Source organism: Mycobacterium sp. TH-M82 (assembly GCF_057473605.1).
The window spans coordinates 1-19,189 of the sequence record NZ_JBYCKY010000269.1; the positions used below are offsets into that span (position 1 = coordinate 1).

Here is a 19,189-nt window from a genome sequence, read left to right on the forward strand (position 1 = left end):
CCCGGGCCAGCTCGATCCTGGCGAGGAGCGTCACCATCGCGATGATTCCGAACGTCCAGAACGACGCGCTGCAGATGCGTCGATACTCGTCGATCCCAGCTCCGATGACGTGCGTCGACCTTGTCCTGAATATCGTCAGACACGACAGCCAGAGACCGATGAAAACCAATGAGAACAGCGTCATCAGCGGGCCCGGGTAACCCGAAAGTTCCGGGTAGGTGCCGAACCGCAGGTATTGGGCGAGCATCACCGACCCGCAGACGATCAGCGAATCGGTGGCACGTATCCGGTGCGAATACCGGATCTGCCAGCGCTGCCGGGTATTTCGACCCTGCGGCGGTGTCGGACAAGCGGTGACCGGTGAACCGTTCGTCGGCCGCTGGATTACTGAGGTCATCGCCGTCAACCTGTGCCTACACACTCGTCGTTTCGGACTGCACCCAAACTTGGCCGGTGCCGGACGGGTCGGCGCAGGCGCCGACCGGCGTGACCGCGCGATGCGCGCCCGGGTAGCGGATGAGCTGTGCCCGTGTCACGCGCAGTAAAGCGATGGGACCGTTCAGCAGATAGCGGCGCGCCAGCCGGCGGGGCTCGTGGATCAACCGGAAGAGCCATTCGAGTCCGCAGTCCTGCATCCAGCCGGGAGCCCGCTTGACGTTGCCCGCCAAGTGGCCGATCGCGGCGCCGCACGGCAGGAAGACCCGCGCGCCCGACGCGCAGCCGTGCTGGTCGATCCACTGCTCCTGCCGCGGCTTGCCGAGGCTGACGATCAGAATGTCGGTGCGCGCATTGCGGATCGCCGCAACCCACTCGGCGGAGGACGACGCGATGCTGCGTGCGTCCGGCGCCCACATTCCTGAGATAGCAAGTGCCGGAAAATGTTCACGCAGAACACCGGAGAGCAGGCGGTGGGTCTCGACGCTGCCGCCGAAGAAGCCGACCCGCTGACCGGTCCTCTCGGCCAACAGCAGCACGCTGGGGAGCAGGTCTGTGCCGGTGATTCGAGGCCACCGTTTGCCGGTGAGCAGCCGGCCTCGCCAGGCGATCGGCATGCCGTCGGCCAGAAACAGCCATTCCAGCGCGCCGACGGGCGCCGCGCTGACGTTGTGGAAATGGCCCAAGTGGTCGAGGTTGACCGACCCCACCGCCAAGCCGACACCCGATGCCGATTGCAGCCGGGACGCGATGACCGACAACACCTCGTCGAATTCGCGACGCTCAACGATGCTGCCGCTGAGGGCCATTCGCACAACTGCAGCGGATCGCGTGTCGGGGATCATGTCGATGCTTTCCCGCGGTTGGCGATGCGACGATATCTCAAAGCGGCGCCGGGATCCGGTGGGGGCGATCAGCATGATGCCGCCTTCTTTACCGCCGCCAATCGGCTCGTCGCCAGGGGCCATTCGACGCCGACGTCCCCTCCATGCCAGCGGATCCGGTACTCGCCCGCCGGGACCCGCCCGCCGCTGGCGTGATAGCTGACTACGCACGATTGCTTGCCTTGGCGCCGCGACCACGAGTAGGAGGGGAAACCGCCGCCGTCGACGAAGCCGCCGGCTGTCGCCACTGCTGAATGTGCTCCGGGAAAGAGCCGGTCTGTGGTCATCACCCGGCCTACACGTATCCGCCGGAGGGAGGGCGTGCCATGATCGTGGGGATGTTGCCGTACCGGGGCCCGACCGATCTCGCTGCACCAGCCATGGCGGCGCGCGGGGCCGCGCCCAGCACGCTTGGCGACATGCCGGCTCCGTGCAGGCCGGCGTCCGACAAAGGGGTGACGGAGCCGATCATCTGGGCCGAGGGAATGACGCTCGTCCAGCTCGCCGGCACCGACAAGGGGCCTAGCGAGGTCGCGGTGCCCAGGCTCCCCACCAGTCCGGGGCCGAGCGATCCGAGCGCCTCGGCTCCCGAGGCGGCCGCCCCGGCCGCCTCGGCGGCCGCACCTTCCGCAGCTCCTTCCACAGCGGTGAAGGCCCCCGCCAAACCCTGGCCGCTCTGGGCGATTCCGAGGATGGAGGACAGTGCGTAGACCGGGGTTGCCGCCGCCATGGACCAGGAGGGCAATGCGTAGGCCGCCACCTCGAAACCCGGCGACGAGCCGCTAAGGCCCGCCAGGGTCGAAGCGGGCGACGAAAGTGCCGACAGCATGGAAGGAATAGAGGAAACCAGGTTGGTCAGCGACAGCTGCTGTGCCGGCGATGCCGCCGCGGAGTTGGCAACCGCCGTCGCCTGAGCGGCCGCCCCCGCCGGGTTGACCACCTGCGGCGGCTGGACCAGTTGCGTCAATTCGCAAGCAATGGCCGAATGTGCGGCGTATTCGTAGAGGGCCGCGGCATCCTGCGCCCACATCTCGCCGTATTCGGCTTCGGTGGCGGCGATTGCCGCCGAGTTCTGGCCGAAAAAATTGGTGGCAACTAACGTCGCGAGTCGAACCCGGTTGGCGGCGACCGCGGTCGGCGGCACCGTCATCGCGAACGCGGCCTCATAGGCCTCCACGGCGAGTCTGGCTTGGCCGGCAGATTCCGCCGCGCGGGCGGCGAGGCCGACCGTCCATGCCACATACGGTCCGAATGCGGATGCCATCGACAGCGACGCGGGGCCCAGCCATCGTCCCGCGGTCAAACCGGCGACCACCGATCTGTAGTGGCCCGCCGCGAAGTTCAATTCGGCGGCCAAGTTGTCCCAGGCCAGCGCGGCGGCAGCCAGCGAACCGGCGCCGGGACCGGCATACATTCTCGCGGAGTTGACCTCCGGTGGCAGGGCACCAAAGTCGATCATGTCAAGCCCCGAACGGCGGTGGACTCCTGCGTCGTGCGGGCCGTGATTGCGCGACAACCGCACCAGCGGTTGTCCCGCCCAGGCGCATGCGAGTCACCGAGCCGACCCGGTGAACGCGTCCACCGAGGCCCGCAACTCACCTGCCTGCATGACTGCATCCGAAACCGCCTGCCTGTTTGGTGACACCTGGTCCGTCGAACAACGCTGGAGGTTGTCCGACTGCCTTCCCGAGGCCCGATGTGTCAACGATGACTACGACCCGTAGTGCACTCAGAGTATGAGGGACCGACCTATTTAAAACCGATTATCTGTCAAACACAAGTACAATATGCTCCGCGTCACAATTACGCCCATGGCGCACCGTTCCGCCTCAAGGTTTGGGCTCGCACCGGTGTGAGCTGCGTCAACGGCATCTGATGTCGACCGCTGCGCTACCCGCCGCTGCGCGCTCGCTCGGTCGCGCCGCACGTAGTCCGAGGTCCGTCGGATCCGGCGGGTCTGCCGGTAATGCCGCCTAGTCCGTTCCCGCCGTCGGCGGCCTGCATGTCATGGGACACCCTGGCGACCTCGCGGCGCAGGGCGTCGGAAGCGTCCGGGCCCTGCTACACACGAGTCGGCGCCAAGGAAAAGGCCAGTACAATCGGCGCGGAAGCATCGCATCGCGGGCGTTGAGGACCGGATACGCCCAGGCCCCATGGCGGTCGGATCGGGCGAGCCGACGGGCGCAAGGGATTCGGCCCCACGGCTCCGCTGGGCCCGGTCATCGTCAAAAGCGGGGGACGGGGTGTACGCCCAGCCGCGTACCAAAAGTGTTGCTAATGTCGGCAAAAGATCCTTCCAGTCTTTATCGGAGGGGAGGGATCGCCCGGTCCCCGGGGCGCACAAACGCGGGCACTCGCTGGCGCATCGCCCGTCGTGACCGACTCGCCCCTGCGCCGCGGGCCCGGCGCTCTGCGAGCACCATGGTGGGGTGAGTTCGGCGCCGAACACGTGGCTCAGCAGGTGGGGTGACAGTGGACTGGCCTGTCTGACGGGCCGGCCCGACGGCCCCCCCGACTTCTCCCGGGCGAACGTGCTCGCGCGGGCCGACGCCGTCGGCGCCGCCGCCGCTCGCCGGCTAGGTGTCGATGTCGATGCGGCCGGACTGCTGACCGGGCGCGCCGCGCTGCTCGAACTTTCCCGCGGGGGCCGGGTGTCGGTCGGCGGCGCCACGCGGCTGTTGGCGGCCCGCGACGACTGGTGTGCGCTCACGCTGTCTCGGCCCGACGACCGCGCGGCCGTCCCGGCGCTGCTGCGGGCCGACGACGTGCCCGAGGACCCGTGGCCGGCGCTCGCGCATTGGGCCGCAACGCGTCCGGCGTCGGAGATCACCGAACGCGCCACCCTGCTGGACATTCCGGCAGCCCGACTTGGTGAGGCCACGCCCACGGCGCCCCGGATCCGCCGAACGGGCCCGCGCGCGCCCGCCCGCGGAGGGCCGGGCCTGCTGGTGGCCGACCTGTCCTCGATGTGGGCCGGACCGTTGTGCGGGCGACTGCTGGCGCGTGCCGGGGCCACCGTCGTCAAGGTCGAAAGCCCGCGCCGCCCGGACGGCACCCGAAACGGCAACCGCGCGTTCTTCGACTGGGTCAACGCTGGAAAGCTTTCGTGCTGTGTCGATTTCGACAAACAGGCCGACGAGTTGCGGGAACTGTTGGCGGTGGCCGACGTCGTGATCGAGGGCTCGCGTCCGGCCGCGCTGGCCCGGCGCGGTCTCGGGCCGGAGCACCTTGCACCGAGACCGGGCCGAATCTGGTTGCGCATCAGCGGATATGGCGACCCCAGGCCGGCGTTCGGCGACGACGCCGCGGTCGGCGGCGGCCTGGTCGGCGCCAGCCCGCAGGGGCCGGTGTTCTGCGGTGACGCCATCGCCGACCCGCTGACCGGGCTGGAGGCCGCCGCGGCGCTGGCCGACTCGCTCGACCGTGGTGGCGGCGAGCTGATCGAGGTGGCGATGGCAGGCGTCGCCGCGACCTATGCCGCGCTGCCGACCGAGCCGTCGGTTTCGCATTGCCCGGCGCTGCCGCCGCGCCCGCCGCGCCCCTCGGGCCGGGCGGCCGAACTCGGCGCGGACAATCGCACCGTGCGCCGCCTGATCGCCGAAAGACGCTGCCCGTCATGCTGATCAAGCAAGCGACGTTGCTCGACGGCCGAATCGTCGACGTCCGGGTCAACGCACGGATCGAGGAGGTGGCCGCGCTCTCTGACGGCCTGCAGGCCAGGCCGGGGGAAGGCGTGCTCTATGCCAACGGCGGCACCGTCCTGCCCGGGCTGCATGACCACCACGTGCACGTGCGCTCGGCCGCGTCGGCGTTGGACTCGTTCGTCGTCGGGCCCCCCGGCGTCAGCACCGAGGCCGAGCTGACCCAACTGCTGTCGAACGCCACGCCGGGCCCGGACGGATGGATCCGCGCCATCGGCTATCACGAATCGGTCGCCGGCGATCTGGACCGCAGCGCCCTGGACGCCATGGTGCCCACGATCCCGGTGCGCATCCAGCACCGCAGTGGCGCGCTGTGGATCCTCAACTCCGAGGCGCTGGGCCGGGTCGGGCTGGCCGATCATCCCGACGGGCGCCTGCGCAGCGCCGACGGCGGCTGGTCGGACGCCGTGCTGCGGCGTGAAAGCGACCTCGCCGAGCTGAGCCGTCGCATCACCGCGTACGGCGTCACCGGCGTCACCGACGCCACCCCCGACCTCGATCCGGCCGGCATGGCTTCGCTGGTCGAGGCGCACCGTGGCGGCGAGTTCCGGCCACGGCTGCGTTTCCTGTCCCCGGGCAAGAAAATCCTGCAGGACGACCGCCTCGACCTCGACGAGCTCACCGGCTGGATCGCCGACCGCCACGCCGGCGGTGGGCCGGTCGCCGTCCACTGCGTCACCGCCGCCCAGTTGGTGGTGACGATCGCGGCCCTGCGCGCCGCCGGAAGCCATCCGCGGGACCGCATCGAGCATGCCGCCGTGGTGCCCGACGACACCCTGGCCGACCTCGCCGATCTCGGCGTCACGGTGGTCACCCAGCCCAACTTCGTCGCCGAGCGCGGCGATCAGTACCTCGCCGACGTCCCCGCCGCCGAGCACGGGCAGTTGTGGCGCGTCGCGTCGCTGCTCGCCGCGGCGGTGCCCGTGGCGCTGGCCACCGACATGCCGTTCGGCCACGGGGACCCGTGGACGGCGATGCGCGCCGCGGTGTACCGCACCACGCCGAGCGGGGCCGTCCTCAACGCCGGCGAGAGCGTCTCGGCGCGCCGGGCTCTGACGATGTTCACGGGCCAACCGGATCGGCCGGCCCGGTCCCGCAGCGTCGAGCCCGGGCAGCCGGGCGACCTCTGCGTGCTCAGCGAGCCGCCGGCCACGGCGCTGGCCGAGCTGGATGCCGGCATGGTCGCGGCCACCGTCATCGGCGGTGAGCTCGTCTACTTCGCCATGTGAGCGGCCATGTGAGCGCCGCTCAGGCCGCCCGGGTGAGCGCCGCGCGCAGGGTGTCGCACTGGCTGTCGAAGAACCTTTGGGACACTGCGGCTTTGGGCACCCACATGTCGAAGCCGTGGAACGCCCCGGGGATGACCTCGACCTGGCACGGCACCCCGGCGGCCCGCAGCCGTTCGGCGTAGGCCAAGTCCTCGTCGTGGAACAGGTCGTGGGTGCCGACGCCGATCCACGCGGGCGCCAGCCCGCCCAGGTCGGTGCGCCGGCCCGGGACGGCGAGTTCCGGATCGGCGCCGCCCAGATAGGCCGCCCAGCCGAACCGGTTGCTGCGCGCGCTCCACAGCCGGTGGTCCGGGTGATCCCCGGACGCCGAACTGCGGTCGTCGAGCATGGGATACGCCAGCAGCTGGAACAGGGGGGCGACCTCGGCGCGGTCCCGGGCCAGCAGCGCCAGGGCCGCCGCCAGCCCGCCGCCGGCGCTGGCGCCGCCGATCGCGATCCGCCCCGGATCCACCGATCCCAGCCCCGCCAGCCAGCTCAGCGCCGCGTAGCAGTCCTCCAGCGGCTCCGGATACGGATGTTCGGGCGCCAGACGGTATTCCACGGACGCGACGGTGATGCCCAAACGGGTGCTGAACCGCCGGCACACCGGGTCGTCCTGGTCGGCGCTGCCGATCACGTAGCCGCCCCCGTGGATCCACAGCAGCGCGGGCGTCGGCCCGGTCACGCCGACGGGCCGGAACACCCGCACCCCGTTACCCGGACCCAACCCGACCACCTCGACGTCGCCGGCGCCGCCGCGCCCGCGCAGCCTCGTCGCCGCCCGCATGATCCGCAGCGTCCGCGGGCCGATCATGTGCCGCGGCGTGAATCGGGCGGCTCTGCGCAAGTCGGGGTGAACGTCGCTGTTCGGCATGGATCGAGTATTACGCACGCGGCGATTCGTCCGCGCCGGCGGAACCGGTGACCCGCACGCCGAACCACCGCGCGCCGCCGGCGCGCGGCTCTGGCAGGCTCTGGGTTAGCCGAGCAAAGATCGGGGTATCGGTGGGAATGCCGGTGGACGCGGCGCATGCCGGCACCCGGCGATGCGGGTTGGCCACAACCCCTCCCCGACGGGCGCCCCACGCGCCCGGGCCGGCGGGCCGGGCAGGAGCGAGGGACAGAATTGCTGGGGCATCTCTACGATCGGGCGCTGGGCGGTGAACGATGCTGGATCCGCCACGAGGACGGAGAGGTGCGGCTGCTGCCGGTTCACCGCTGGCTTGGGGTGCGGTCCCCGCCGGGCGAAGCGGCCGCCCCCGATGAGGCGCTCGACGAGGACTTCGACGAGGCCGTCACCCAGCTGTGCAACGGTCCTACGATCGAACTCGGTTGCGGCCCAGGGCGATTGGTGGCACGGCTGATCCAGCGGGGGGTGCCCGCGCTGGGTATCGACCGATCCGCGGCCGCGATCCGCCTGGCCGGCCGCGGGGGTGCGCCGGCCCTGCTGGGCGATGTCTTCGAGCCGCTGCCCGGGACGGGGCAGTGGCAGACGGTCCTGCTGGTCGACGGCAACATCGGCCTCGGCGGGGACCCGCTGCGCATCCTGGGCCGCGCCGCCGAGTTGCTGTGCCGCGGCGGACGCTGCGTCGCCGAGTTCGACGCCGAGGCCATCGGCATCCGGGTGCACTGGGTGCGGTTGGAGTCCGGCGGCGACGTCGGGCCGTGGTTCCGCTGGGCGTCCGTCGGTGTCGACAGCGCCGACACGCTGGCCGCGCAGGTGGGGCTGACGTTGACCGACGTGCGCCTCGTCGGCGCCCGGGTGATCGCGAGCCTCACGGCCCTCTAGGCGACGCGGACGTGTTCGACGCAAACGTCAGTTTCCGCGCGGCGCGCGGGGGTACCCTCGCGGAATGACGGCGAGGTACCGGGCATGACATCGTGCGTGAAGTGGTTGCTACGGGCCCGCCCCGGTGATTACGCGTTGGCCCTCAGCGTTGCAGGGGCGTCGCTGCCGGTGGTCGGCAAGCACCTGGAGCCGCTGGGCGGTGTCACCGCGATGGGCGTCTGGGGGGTGCGGCAGGCGCCCGAGGCCCTGGCCTCGATGACGAAAGACCTGCTGACCCCCGGCATCCAGGACGCGCGCCGCCGCGACCGGGAGTCCACCCGCGACGTCTCCGTCGCGGCGCTGCGGGAAGTCGTGCCGACGGCCGATCTCGACGGCGAATGGCCCACCGCGGACCGCACCCCGCCGATCTGGGACGCGCTGCGCAGACGCCGTTACCTCTACCGCCGCGCGGTGCACTACGGCGACCACCCCGCGCAGGTCCTCGACGTGTGGCGGCGCAAAGACCTGCCGGCGCAGCCCGCGCCCGTCCTGGTGTTCCTCCCGGGCGGGGCGTGGGTGCACGGCAGGTGCGTGGGCCAGGGGTCCGCCCTGATGTCACGGTTGGCCGAGCAGGGCTGGGTGTGCCTGGCGGTCGACTATCGCGTCGCGCCGCACCACCGGTGGCCGCGCCACATCGTCGACGCCAAGACCGCCATCGCCTGGGCGCGGGCCAACGTCGACAAGTTCGGCGGCGACCGCGATTTCGTTGCGGTGGCGGGATGTTCGGCCGGCGGGCACCTGGCGGCGCTGGCCGGATTGACCCCCGGCGACCCCGCGCACCGGGAGAAGCTGCCGGAGGGGGCCGACACTTCCGTGGACGCGGTGGTCGGCATCTACGGCCGCTACGACTGGGAGGACCGCTCCACTCCCGAGCGCGCCCGCTTCGTCGACTTCCTGGAACGTGTTGTGGTCAAACGCTCGATCGCGCGGCACCCGGAGTTGTTCCGCGACGCGTCGCCCATCGCGCGGGTCCATCGCAATGCCCCGCCGTTTCTGGTGATTCACGGCAGCAAGGACTCCGTGATCCCCGTGGCGCAGGCCCGCAGCTTCGTCGAACGGCTGCGCGCGGCGTCGCATTCGAAGGTCGGCTACGTCGAATTGCCCGGCGCCGGCCACGGTTTTGACCTCGTCGACGGCGAGCGGGCCGGCGAGATGGCGCACGCGACGGCGCTATTCCTCAACCAGGTCCACCGCACCAAGGCGCGGATCGGCGCAAAAGAGGTCATCTGAGGCCACCGCTGAGTATCGTCGCCGTATGGGCAAGGGGCAGCGGTGAAACGGCTCAGCGGCTGGGACGCGGTCCTGCTGTACAGCGAGACGCCGAACGTGCACATGCACACGATCAAGGTCGCCGTCATCGAATTGAGCGAGGACAGACGCGACTTCGGCATCGAAGAGTTCCGCCAGGTCATCGGCGGCCGGCTGAACAAGCTCGAGCCGTTCTGCTATCAGCTCGTCGAGATCCCGCTGAAGTTCCACCACCCGATGTGGCGCGAGCACTGCGAGGTCGACCTCGACTACCACATCCGCCCGTGGCGGCTGCCGGCTCCCGGCGGTCGCCGCGAACTCGACGAGGCGATCGGACGCATCGCCAGCACCCCGCTGGACCGCGACCGGCCGCTGTGGGAGATGTACTTCGTCGAGGGGCTGGCCGACAACCGGATCGCGGTGGTCGGCAAGATCCACCACGCGCTCGCCGACGGCGTCGCCTCGGCCAACCTGATGGCCCGCGGCATGGACCTGCAGCCCGGGCCCGAAGGCGGCCCCTACGTGCCGGACCCGGCGCCCACGACGGGCCGGCTGGTGGGTTCGGCGTTCGCCGACCACCTGCGCCACATCAGCCGGATCCCCCACACGATCCGCTACACCGCCGACGGCCTGGCCCGGGTGCGCCGCAGCTCGCGCAAGCTGTCCCCGGAGCTGACCCGGCCGTTCGAGCCGCCGCCGACGTTCATGAACCACAAGATCACCCCGGAGCGGCGATTCGCCACCGCCACGCTGGCCCTGGCCGACGTCAAGGAGACCGGCAAGCGCCTCGGGGCGACGATCAACGACATGGTGCTCGCGATGGCGGCGGGAGCGCTGCGCACGCTGCTGCTCCGCTACGACGGCAAAGCCGAACCGCTGCTGGCGTCGGTGCCGATGAGTTTCGACTTCTCTCCCGAGCGAATCTCCGGAAACCGGTTCACCGGCGTGCTGGTGGGCCTCCCGACGAATTCCGACGACCCGCTGGCGCGGGTGCGGTGCAGCCGCGAGAACGCCCTCCTGGCCAAGGAGAGCAACCAGCTCATGGGCCCCGAGCTGGTCAGCCGATGGGCCGCCTACATGCCGCCGGCACCCACGGAATCCTTCTTCCGGTGGGCGTCCGGCCGGGAGGCGCACAACAAAGTGCTCAACCTGAACATCTCGAACGTTCCCGGTCCCCGGCAGCGCGGCCGGGTGGGCGGGGCGCTGGTCACCGAGATCTATTCGGTGGGCCCGTTGACCGCCGGCAGCGGACTGAACATCACGGTGTGGAGTTACGTCGACCAGCTCAACATCTCGGTGCTGTCCGACGGCGCCACCCTCAAGGATCCCCACGAGGTGACCGAGGCCATGGTCGCCGACTTCGTCCAGATCCGCCGCGCCGCAGGGCTTTCCGAGGAGTTGACGGTCGTCGAGACGGCGATGGCTCCCGCCTGAACGCGGCCCGCGCCGCGGCGGGTAACCGGACTCTCGACTGCCGCTAACGCCGTTTCCGGCGACCGCTACCATCAACCGGGAACAGCCACCGACTTGGTAAGGAGCTTCGGCGCACCGTGAACACAGGGAATGAAGAGGCCGGCGCGGGGGAACCCGAGGTCCTGGTCGAGCAACGGGACCGGATCCTGATCGTCACGATCAACCGCCCCAAGGCCAAGAACGCGGTCAACGCCGCGGTCGCCCGGGGCCTGGCCGACGCCATGGACCGGCTCGACGCCGACGCCGGCCTGTCGGTGGGGATCATCACCGGCGCGGGCGGATCGTTCTGCGCCGGTATGGATCTCAAGGCTTTCGCCCGGGGTGAGCTGCCCGTCGTCGAAGGCCGTGGCATGGGGTTCACCGAGCGTCCGCCGGACAAGCCGCTGATCGCCGCGGTGGAGGGATACGCGCTGGCCGGGGGCACCGAACTGGCGCTGGCCACTGACCTGATCGTGGCGTCGAGGGACTCGGCGTTCGGGATCCCCGAGGTCAAGCGGGGTCTGGTCGCCGGCGGCGGGGGATTGCTGCGGCTGCCCGAGCGCATCCCGTACGCGGTCGCGATGGAGCTGGCGCTGACCGGGGACAACCTGTCGGCCGAGCGCGCCCACGACCTCGGGCTCGTCAACGCGCTGGCCGAGCCGGGCGGGGCGCTGGACGGAGCGATCGCGCTGGCCGAGCGGATCGCCGCCAACGGGCCGCTGGCGGTCGCGGCCACCAAGCGGATCATCGTCGAGTCCCGCGGCTGGAGCCGCGACACCATGTTCGCCGAACAGATGAAGATCCTGGGCCCGGTGTTCGCGTCCAACGACGCCAAGGAGGGTGCCGTCGCGTTCGCCGAGAAGCGTCCGCCGCGCTGGACGGGCTCCTGATCACCGATACACTATGTTCGTAGAGTCCACTTCGGGGGTTCGGGGATGAGCATTTCGCTGCTGCTCGAGATGGCCGCGTCGGGTAACCCCGATCGCACGGCGGTCGTCTGCGACGACGTGCGCTTGACCACGCAGCAGCTCAGCGATCTCGCCGACGGCGGCGCGGGCGTCATCGCGGCCTCGGGCGCCGGGCACGTGGCCTACGTCGGCACCGGCGGCGACATGCTGCCGGTGCTGATCTTCGCGGCCGCCCGCGCCGGGGTGGCGTTCACCCCGATCAACTACCGGCTGTCGGCCGAGGGCATCCAGACCCTGATCCGGCGGCTACCCGAACCGCTGGTGATCGTCGACGCCCGCTACCGCGACGCGGTCGGGGACGCCTCGCCGCGGGTGCTGGTCTCCGACGACTTCCTGACCGCCGCGCGCGAGTGCGAGCCGGGCCCCGACGTCCCTGCGTTCGCCGACCCGGACTCGGTCGCGATCGTGCTGTTCACCTCGGGCACCACGTCGCAACCCAAGGCCGTCGAGCTCACGCACAACAACCTCACCAGCTACGTGACCGGCAGCGTCGAATTCGCCTCGGCCGACGACACCGACGCGGCGCTGATCTGTGTGCCGCCCTACCACATCGCCGGGGTGAGCGCCGCGCTGTCGAACCTGTACGCCGGGCGAAAGATGGTGTACCTGCCCAACTTCGACGCCCGCGAGTGGGTCCGGCTGGTCAACGCCGAGCGGGTGACCACGGCGACGGTGGTGCCCACGATGCTGGACCGCATCGTCACCGCGCTGGAGGCCGGCGGCGCAGCCTCCCGCGAGCTGCCGTCGCTGCGCAACCTGGCCTACGGCGGCTCCAAGGTCGGGCTGCCGCTGGTGCGCCGGGCGCTGGAACTGTTGCCGGGCGTAGGGTTCGTCAACGCCTACGGCCTGACCGAGACCAGCTCGACGATCGCGGTGCTGACCCCCGACGACCACCGCGCGGCACAGGCCGCGTCCGACGCCGCCGGCGCCCGGCGGCTGGGCTCGGTCGGGCGGCCCCTGCCCGGCGTGGAGGTGCAGATCCGCGACGAGAACGGCACGGTGCTTGGGCCGGGGGAGACCGGGGAGTTGTTCGTGCGCGGCGAGCAGGTCTCGGGGCGCTACACCGGGATCGGTTCCGTGCTGGACGAGGACGGCTGGTTCCCGACGAAGGACATCGCCATGCTCGACGAGGACGGCTACCTGTTCATCGGCGGGCGCAGTGACGACACCATCATCCGCGGCGGGGAGAACATCGCCCCCGCCGAGCTGGAGGAGGTGCTCGTCGAGCACCCGCACGTGCGCGACGTCGCCGTGGTCGGGGTGGAGGATCCGCAGTGGGGCCAGGCGATCGTCGCCGTGGTGGTGCCGGCCCCGGGGTGCGAGCCCGACCCCGAGGACCTGCGCGAGTACGTCCGCAAAAACCTGCGGGGGTCGCGGACCCCGGACCGGGTGGTGTTCCGCGACGAGCTGCCGGCCACCCCCACCGGCAAGGTGCTGCGCCGCGAGATAGTCGAACAGTTGGAAGGACTGCACGCATGATCAAGAACGGAACCCGTCTGGCCAGCCAGGTGTGCGACACCCAGGTCATCGTGGTGCGCAGCGCCGACAGCCTCGACGACCTGCGCTGCGGTGGCGCGCCGATGGTGGAGATCGGCGCGCCGCGGTCCGGCGAGCTCGACCCGGCGTTCGCCGGGGGCAGCGTGATGGGCAAGCGCTACGTCGACGACGACGGCGCCGAGGTGCTGGTGACCAAGCCCGGCGCCGGAAGCCTGAGCATCGGCGCGACCCCGCTGCAGCTCAAAGAGGTCAAGCCGCTACCGGCCAGCGACTAGCACTAGCTCTCCCGCTTGTCGGGCAGGCCGTTGCGGATGACGAATTCCTTTGCCTTGATCAGGAATTCGATCTGATCGCAGACATGGTGGAGCGGATCGATGCTGCGCGTCGAGCGGGACAGCAGGATCGCGCCCTCCAGCGCGGCGATCGACATCACCGCCAGTGAGGCGGCGTCGCCCTCGTCGAAGCCGTCGGCGACGAACGCCCGCGTCATCGCCGCGCACCAGCGGCCGAGGATGGCACCGGCCTCCGTCGACAGCGCGCGTTCGTCGTCGGTGGACCCGATCGCGGCCGCCACCACCGGACAGCCGGCGCCGAAGTCACCCTCGGTCAGCAGGCGCTCCCAGAACTCGACGAACTCGCGCAACAGCGCCCGCGCGCCCCAGCCGGCGGCGTCGTCGATCATCGCGGTGATGGAGTCCCCGGAGTACCGCAGCGCCTCGCTGAGGATCTGACTGCGCCCGTCGGGGAAGTGGTAATACACCGAGCCGCGTGGCGCGCCGCTGCGGGCGAGCACCTCGTCGATGGTCACGCCGGCCGCCCCGCGTTCGCGCATCACCTCGGCAGCGCTGATCAGCATGTTCGTGCGCGTGTCGCACCGCTTGGCGGCGGGACGGTCGGGAGCCTTGTCGGTGGTCGTCGGCCTGTTAGTCGGCACGGTCGTACCTCCAATGGCCGGGGTCATGCAGCGTGCGAATGCCGGGGTACCGGCCAGTGTATGTTGCGCGGACCGAAGCGGAACGGCCGCCGCTTGAGGTCCGGCAATTGTCGCGTGAACTGGTAGCCGCCGACGTTGAGCTCGATGATCCACATGGTTTTCTCCCCGGCCGTGTGGGGCCTTTGATTATGCTGAGAATCATATAAGACATCCGTCCAGTCAGCAACTTTTATTCCCTAACTAAACCGCACACCACGCGAAACGGGTGAGACCAGTGTCACAATGCCTACCCTGGGGGCGAAGGTCGCGCCCCGGATTCTATGGTTTATTGCATAATAACTAGCCGGCCGCCGGGCGCCGGCCGCCGGCCGCCGGCCGCCGGGAGCCGAAAAGACGCCGAGCGTGCACCCGGCGCGAGAAGTCGGAATCTCGCGGTGAGTGCACGCTCGGCGTGGCGTGTCAGCTTTGGCTAGCCCTCGATGGTGTAGCCCATCGGCATCAGCACGCTCTTTTGCTGGGTGAAGTGCTCGACGCCCTCGGGCCCGTTCTCGCGGCCGATGCCGGAGTTCTTGTAGCCGCCGAACGGGCAGCACGGGTCGAAGGCGTACCAGTTGATGCCGTAGGTCCCGGTGCGGATCTTCTCGGCGACCTTGATGCCCTTGTCGATGTCGGTGGTCCAGACGCTGCCGGCCAGGCCGTACGCCGAGTCGTTGGCGATCGTGATCGCGTCCTCCTCGGTGTCGTAGGGGATTATGCTCAGCACCGGGCCGAAGATCTCCTCCTGCGCGATCGTCATCTTGTTGTCGACGTCGGCGAAGACGGTGGGCTGCACGAAGAAGCCGCCGTCCAGGCCCTCCGGGCGGCCCCCGCCGCACACCAGCCGGGCACCCTCCTCGATGCCCTTGGCGATGTAGCCCTCCACGCGGGCGCGCTGCTTCTCCGAGATCAGCGACCCGATCTGGGCGGCCGCGTCCGACGGCGGGCCCACCGGCAGCGCCTGTACGAAACTGCTTACCGCCTCGACGATTTCGTCGTAGCGCGAGCGCGGGGCCAGGATCCGGGTCTGGGCCACGCAGGCCTGGCCGGTGTTCATGATCCCGGAGAACACCAGCATCGGGATCGCGGAGGCCAGATCGACGTCGTCGAGGACGATGGCCGCCGACTTCCCGCCGAGCTCGAGGGTGCACGGCTTGAGCATGTCCGCGGCGCGCCGGCCGATCTCCTTGCCGACGGCCGAGCTGCCGGTGAAGGAGAAGAGGTCGACGTTCGGGTTCGAGGTCAGCGCCTGGCCGGTGTCGATGCCGCCGGGCACCACCGACAGCACGCCCTCGGGCAGGCCGGCCTCGGCGAGCGTCTCCGCCAGAAGATTTGCGCTCAATGGTGTTTCGGCGGCCGGCTTGAGCACCACGGTGCAGCCGGCCAGCAGCGCCGGGCCCAGCTTGTTGACCGCCAGGAACAGCGGCACGTTCCACGCTACGATCGCGCCCACCACGCCGATCGGTTCGCGGTAGACGATGGTCTGCCCGTAGCCGCCGTTGCGGATCTCCCGCCATTTCACGTCGTCGGCGGCGGGGCCGGCGAAGTAGTTCAGCGCGCCGATCGAGCTCATCCAGTGCATGGTCTCGATGCCGGTGGGCGGTTGGCCGGTCTCGCCGGCGAGGACCTCGGTGAACTTGTCCTTGCGCTCCTCCATGAGCTTGAGCGCGTTGGCGATGACGGCCGCGCGTTCCTTCGGCGGCGTGGTGGGCCAGGGGCCGTTGTCGAACGCGGCGCGCGCCGCGGCGACCGCCGCGTCGACGTCGGCCGCCGCCGCCAGCGGCGTCTTGCCGACGTACTCGCCGGTGGCCGGGCAGTGCACCTCGATCACGTCGGAACTCGACGGCTCGGTCCACTTGCCACCAATGAAAAGCTTGTCGTATTCGGTCTTGATGTCGGGCATCTGCGCCGCTCCTCCTCATTGCTTCGCGCTGCATCGTCGCCGGCGCCCATGGGCGCCACCCTACCCAAGGGGACGCGAAACGAGAACATGTTTCATTCCCGCGGTTTGAGGACCAGCACCAGATTGCTGACGAGGAACTCGCGCAGCGCCGGCACCGACGTCAGCCACCAGGCCCATCGGGGGTGGTAGCGGGGAAATGCGGCGACCGCCGCGCCCGTGCTCGCGGCCCAGGTGAGCCCGTCGGCGGCCGACACCGCGAACAACGACGACCCGTAGTCGTTCTTGGCCCGGTGGCCGTGTTTGCGGGCGTACCGCGCGGCGGCGCGCGCGCCGCCCAGATAGTGGGTCAGCCCCATCTCGTGGCCGCCGAAGGGGCCCAGCCAGACGGTGTAGGACAGGACCACCAGCCCGCCCGGCCTGGTGACCCGCAGCATCTCGCCGCCGAGCTGCCACGGCCGCGGCACGTGCTCGGCGACGTTGGAGGACAGGCAGATGTCCACCGAGTCGTCGGCGAACGGCAGCGCCATGCCCGACGCCCGCACAAACGTGCCGTTCCCCCGGTCGACGGCCGGGCCGCCCGCGTGCATCTCGTTCGGGTCCGGCTCGACGCCGATGTAGCGGACGCCGGCGCGGCCGAAGGCCGCCGCGAAGTAGCCGGGGCCGCCGCCGACGTCGAGCAGCGTGCGGCCGGCCGGGGCCTCGCCGCGGCTCGCCCGCCACAGGTCGCCGACCATTGCCACGGTGTCGGCGGCCAGTGCCCGGTAGAACCGCGGCGGGTCGGGCTGCTCGTGGCGGAACGCCGACAGCAGCCGCAATGACCGCGCAAGCGTCGCCCGGCGGGCGAAGATGTCAGTGACGGCCACCGGCCAACCCTATGGCTGCGCGGCGGGCATCGTCGCCCGGCTGTGCTGAACGGCCGGTCTCCTCCTCCCGCCGCTGCGCGGCGGGCATCGTCGCCCGGCTAGGCTGATCCCGATGTCTCCCCTGCGCTCGGTGCTGCTGTTGTGCTGGCGCGACACCGGCCATCCCCAGGGCGGAGGCAGCGAGGCGTACCTGCAGCGCATCGGAGCGCAGCTGGCCGGCTCGGGCATCGCCGTCACACTGCGCACCGCCCGCTATCCAGGCGCGCCGCGCCGCGAGGTGGTCGATGGCGTGCGGATCGTGCGCGCCGGTGGCCGCTACTCGGTCTACGTGTGGGCGCTGCTGGTGATGGCCGTTCAGGAGGCCGGGGCGCGACTGGGGCTCGGGCGGCTGCGGCGGGCGCGGCCCGACGTGGTCGTCGACGCGCAGAACGGGCTGCCGTTTCTGGCCCGGCTGGTGTACGGCCGCCGGGTGGTGGTGCTGGTACACCACTGCCATCGCGAGCAGTGGCCGGTGGCCGGGCCGGTGCTCGGCCGGGTGGGCTGGTTCGTCGAGTCGAAACTGTCGCCGTGGCTGAATCGGCGCAACCAGTACCTGACGGTTTCGCTGCCCTCGGCTCGGGATCTGGTCGCCCTCGGGGTGGACGGCGAGCGGATCGCGGTCGTCCGTAACGGCCTCGACGAGGCGCCGGCGCCGTCGTTGTCCGGCCCGCAGGCGGCAACCCCGCGGGTGGTGGTGCTGTCGCGACTGGTCCCGCACAAGCAGATCGAGGACGCGCTGGAAGCCGTTGCGGAGCTGCTCCGGCGCAGACCGGGCATACCGGGTCTGCGCCTCGACATCGTCGGCGACGGATGGTGGCGGCAGCGGCTCGTCGACCACGTTCACTCCCTCGGCATCACCGACGCGGTGGTCTTCCATGGCCACGTCGACGACGTCACCAAACACCATGTGCTGCAGGGCTCGTGGGTACACGTGCTGCCCTCGCGCAAGGAGGGATGGGGTCTGGCGGTCGTCGAGGCGGCCCAACACCGGGTGCCCACCATCGGCTACCGGTCCTCGGGCGGCCTGTCCGACTCGATCGTCGACGGGGTGACCGGCATCCTGGTGGACGACCATGCCGAGCTGGTCGATCGCCTCGAGGAATTGCTGTCCGATCCGGTGCTGCGGGATCAACTCGGCGCCAAGGCGCAGATACGCACCGGCGAGTTTTCCTGGGCGCAGAGCGCAGACGCGATGCGCGGTGTGTTGGAGGCGGTACAGGCCGGCCGGCTCGTCAGTGGTCTGGTCGGCACCGGCATCTGAGCGCGCGCCCCGCGACGCATAAACCTATGCGACGTCTCTCGGCGTGTCGTCGCCATGATTTATGTGTCGTGGAGGGCGGCGCCCGCGCCGCGGCGGCGCCGAACAGCGCCGAACTGAGCCGACCACTGCGCCGGCGGCCCCCGCGATCAGCAGCGCCAGCCAAGCCAGGTGCGCGGCGAGCGTCACGTCGCGCCGGGCCGCGGACCCCTCCGCGGTGTCGCCGCCGATCCGGTAGAGCGCGATCTCGTCGTCACGGTAGACAGGCGCCAGGGCGTCCAGGGTGCGACGGGCCGCGCCCATGTCACCGGCGCTGCCCGATTCGACGACCAGCCACCCCACGCCGGCGCCGGCCGCCACGGACGGGTCGGGCCCCGTCAACAACAGGTCCTGGACCGCGCGGGCGTGGCTGCCCTCCCCTGGTACGACGACGCCGGAGATGATCAGGTCACCGGTGGTGAGCACGTCGGCGCGCACCCAACGAGGCAGCGGGTCCAGCACGGGTGCGGGACCGGACCACGAAAACCGCCGCATGGTCCCGGCCGGCAGCACTGCGACAGCGCGCGGATCGGCGTTGACCGCCGCCGCCACGGCCGCCCACCCCGGCGGGTAGCGCACCGGCATAACCCTTCCGCCCAGGCCCCACGCCAGGTCAGGCTGTGTCGCGATCAGCGCGAGGCAGCACACCAGCGCGGTGGCTGACGGTTTCAGCGGCCTTGCCCACCTGGGCAGCGTCACCACCGCGCCGGCGCCCGCCAGCGCATAGCCGGGCATCGCCAGTGCCACCCACTTCTGCCCGTCGCGCACCACGCCGAGGCCCGGTGCGGCATCGACCAGGGTGCCGAGCGCGCGCAGCCCCGGCCCGGTCGCCAGCG

Annotated in this window: 19 protein-coding genes and 1 pseudogene; 9 read left to right on the plus strand and 11 right to left on the minus strand. The window is 70.8% G+C overall.

Annotated elements, in window-relative coordinates; all coding sequences use genetic code 11:
- From AC2VON_RS08455 to AC2VON_RS08470, 4 genes and pseudogenes are all read right to left on the minus strand, one after another.
- Window positions 1-397: pseudogene (locus AC2VON_RS08455) on the minus strand (sugar transferase); the annotation flags it as partial.
- Window positions 398-413: 16 nt separating this feature from the next.
- A complete protein-coding gene (locus AC2VON_RS08460; RefSeq protein WP_486952548.1) occupies window positions 414-1,355 on the minus strand; it encodes a WecB/TagA/CpsF family glycosyltransferase in 942 nt (313 codons plus the stop codon).
- A complete protein-coding gene (locus tag AC2VON_RS08465; RefSeq protein ID WP_486952549.1) occupies window positions 1,349-1,606 on the minus strand; it encodes a hypothetical protein in 258 nt (85 codons plus the stop codon). Before AC2VON_RS08465 ends, AC2VON_RS08460 begins: the two co-directional genes overlap by 7 nt.
- 8 nt (window positions 1,607-1,614) lie before the next feature.
- Window positions 1,615-2,778: a PPE family protein gene (locus AC2VON_RS08470; RefSeq protein WP_486952550.1), complete on the minus strand. Its 1,164-nt coding sequence runs from the start codon at window positions 2,776-2,778 to the stop codon at window positions 1,615-1,617.
- Between the two features lie 970 nt (window positions 2,779-3,748).
- Between AC2VON_RS08470 and AC2VON_RS08475 the strand changes: the two genes are divergently transcribed.
- Together AC2VON_RS08475 and AC2VON_RS08480 are read left to right on the plus strand one after the other, a co-directional pair.
- Window positions 3,749-4,942 (plus strand): CoA transferase, encoded by a 1,194-nt coding sequence (locus tag AC2VON_RS08475; protein ID WP_369741087.1) that lies wholly within the window; start codon window positions 3,749-3,751, stop codon window positions 4,940-4,942.
- Window positions 4,936-6,249, plus strand: a complete 1,314-nt coding sequence (locus AC2VON_RS08480) for an amidohydrolase family protein (protein WP_369741086.1) — start codon at window positions 4,936-4,938, stop codon at window positions 6,247-6,249. Before AC2VON_RS08475 ends, AC2VON_RS08480 begins: the two co-directional genes overlap by 7 nt.
- A gap of 19 nt (window positions 6,250-6,268) precedes the next feature.
- Here the strand turns inward: AC2VON_RS08480 and AC2VON_RS08485 are convergent, their stop codons facing one another.
- Window positions 6,269-7,162 (minus strand): alpha/beta hydrolase, encoded by an 894-nt coding sequence (locus AC2VON_RS08485; protein ID WP_486952551.1) that lies wholly within the window; start codon window positions 7,160-7,162, stop codon window positions 6,269-6,271.
- 10 nt (window positions 7,163-7,172) lie between these two features.
- Entirely contained in the window at window positions 7,173-7,349 is a 177-nt protein-coding gene (locus AC2VON_RS08490; protein ID WP_486952552.1) for a hypothetical protein, read from the minus strand.
- A gap of 65 nt (window positions 7,350-7,414) precedes the next feature.
- Between AC2VON_RS08490 and AC2VON_RS08495 the strand changes: the two genes are divergently transcribed.
- The 6 genes from AC2VON_RS08495 (at window position 7,415) to AC2VON_RS08520 (ending at window position 13,556) form a co-directional block, all read left to right on the plus strand.
- Window positions 7,415-8,077: a class I SAM-dependent methyltransferase gene (locus tag AC2VON_RS08495; RefSeq protein ID WP_369741084.1), complete on the plus strand. Its 663-nt coding sequence runs from the start codon at window positions 7,415-7,417 to the stop codon at window positions 8,075-8,077.
- Window positions 8,078-8,161: 84 nt separating this feature from the next.
- Complete coding sequence (locus tag AC2VON_RS08500; RefSeq protein ID WP_486952553.1) at window positions 8,162-9,346, plus strand: alpha/beta hydrolase fold domain-containing protein; 1,185 nt, start codon at window positions 8,162-8,164, stop codon at window positions 9,344-9,346.
- A gap of 42 nt (window positions 9,347-9,388) precedes the next feature.
- Entirely contained in the window at window positions 9,389-10,798 is a 1,410-nt protein-coding gene (locus tag AC2VON_RS08505) for a WS/DGAT/MGAT family O-acyltransferase (RefSeq protein ID WP_369741082.1), read from the plus strand.
- A 116-nt stretch (window positions 10,799-10,914) separates the two neighbouring features.
- Window positions 10,915-11,706: a crotonase/enoyl-CoA hydratase family protein gene (locus tag AC2VON_RS08510; RefSeq protein WP_369741081.1), complete on the plus strand. Its 792-nt coding sequence runs from the start codon at window positions 10,915-10,917 to the stop codon at window positions 11,704-11,706.
- 45 nt (window positions 11,707-11,751) lie between these two features.
- Entirely contained in the window at window positions 11,752-13,263 is a 1,512-nt protein-coding gene (locus AC2VON_RS08515; protein ID WP_369741080.1) for a class I adenylate-forming enzyme family protein, read from the plus strand.
- Window positions 13,260-13,556 (plus strand): hypothetical protein, encoded by a 297-nt coding sequence (locus tag AC2VON_RS08520; RefSeq protein ID WP_369741079.1) that lies wholly within the window; start codon window positions 13,260-13,262, stop codon window positions 13,554-13,556. The genes AC2VON_RS08515 and AC2VON_RS08520 overlap by 4 nt, the downstream gene beginning before the upstream one ends.
- A gap of 2 nt (window positions 13,557-13,558) precedes the next feature.
- On the opposite strand, the gene AC2VON_RS08525 is transcribed toward AC2VON_RS08520, so the two are convergent.
- The 4 genes from AC2VON_RS08525 to AC2VON_RS08540 form a co-directional block, all read right to left on the minus strand.
- Window positions 13,559-14,242, minus strand: a complete 684-nt coding sequence (locus AC2VON_RS08525) for a TetR/AcrR family transcriptional regulator (protein ID WP_475582077.1) — start codon at window positions 14,240-14,242, stop codon at window positions 13,559-13,561.
- Complete coding sequence (locus AC2VON_RS08530; protein WP_486952554.1) at window positions 14,239-14,370, minus strand: hypothetical protein; 132 nt, start codon at window positions 14,368-14,370, stop codon at window positions 14,239-14,241. Before AC2VON_RS08530 ends, AC2VON_RS08525 begins: the two co-directional genes overlap by 4 nt.
- Before the next feature lie 314 nt (window positions 14,371-14,684).
- On the minus strand, window positions 14,685-16,154 hold the full coding sequence (locus AC2VON_RS08535) for an aldehyde dehydrogenase (protein ID WP_486952555.1): 1,470 nt from the start codon (window positions 16,152-16,154) through the stop codon (window positions 14,685-14,687).
- Between the two features lie 92 nt (window positions 16,155-16,246).
- On the minus strand, window positions 16,247-17,017 hold the full coding sequence (locus AC2VON_RS08540; RefSeq protein WP_486952556.1) for a class I SAM-dependent methyltransferase: 771 nt from the start codon (window positions 17,015-17,017) through the stop codon (window positions 16,247-16,249).
- 112 nt (window positions 17,018-17,129) lie between these two features.
- Here AC2VON_RS08540 and AC2VON_RS08545 point away from each other — a divergent pair, with 112 nt between their 5' ends.
- Entirely contained in the window at window positions 17,130-18,317 is a 1,188-nt protein-coding gene (locus AC2VON_RS08545; protein WP_486952557.1) for a glycosyltransferase family 4 protein, read from the plus strand.
- Window positions 18,318-18,341: 24 nt separating this feature from the next.
- On the opposite strand, the gene AC2VON_RS08550 is transcribed toward AC2VON_RS08545, so the two are convergent.
- On the minus strand, window positions 18,342-19,189 hold an 848-nt coding region (locus AC2VON_RS08550), incomplete at its 5' end, for an MmpA family trehalose lipid delivery protein (RefSeq protein ID WP_486952558.1).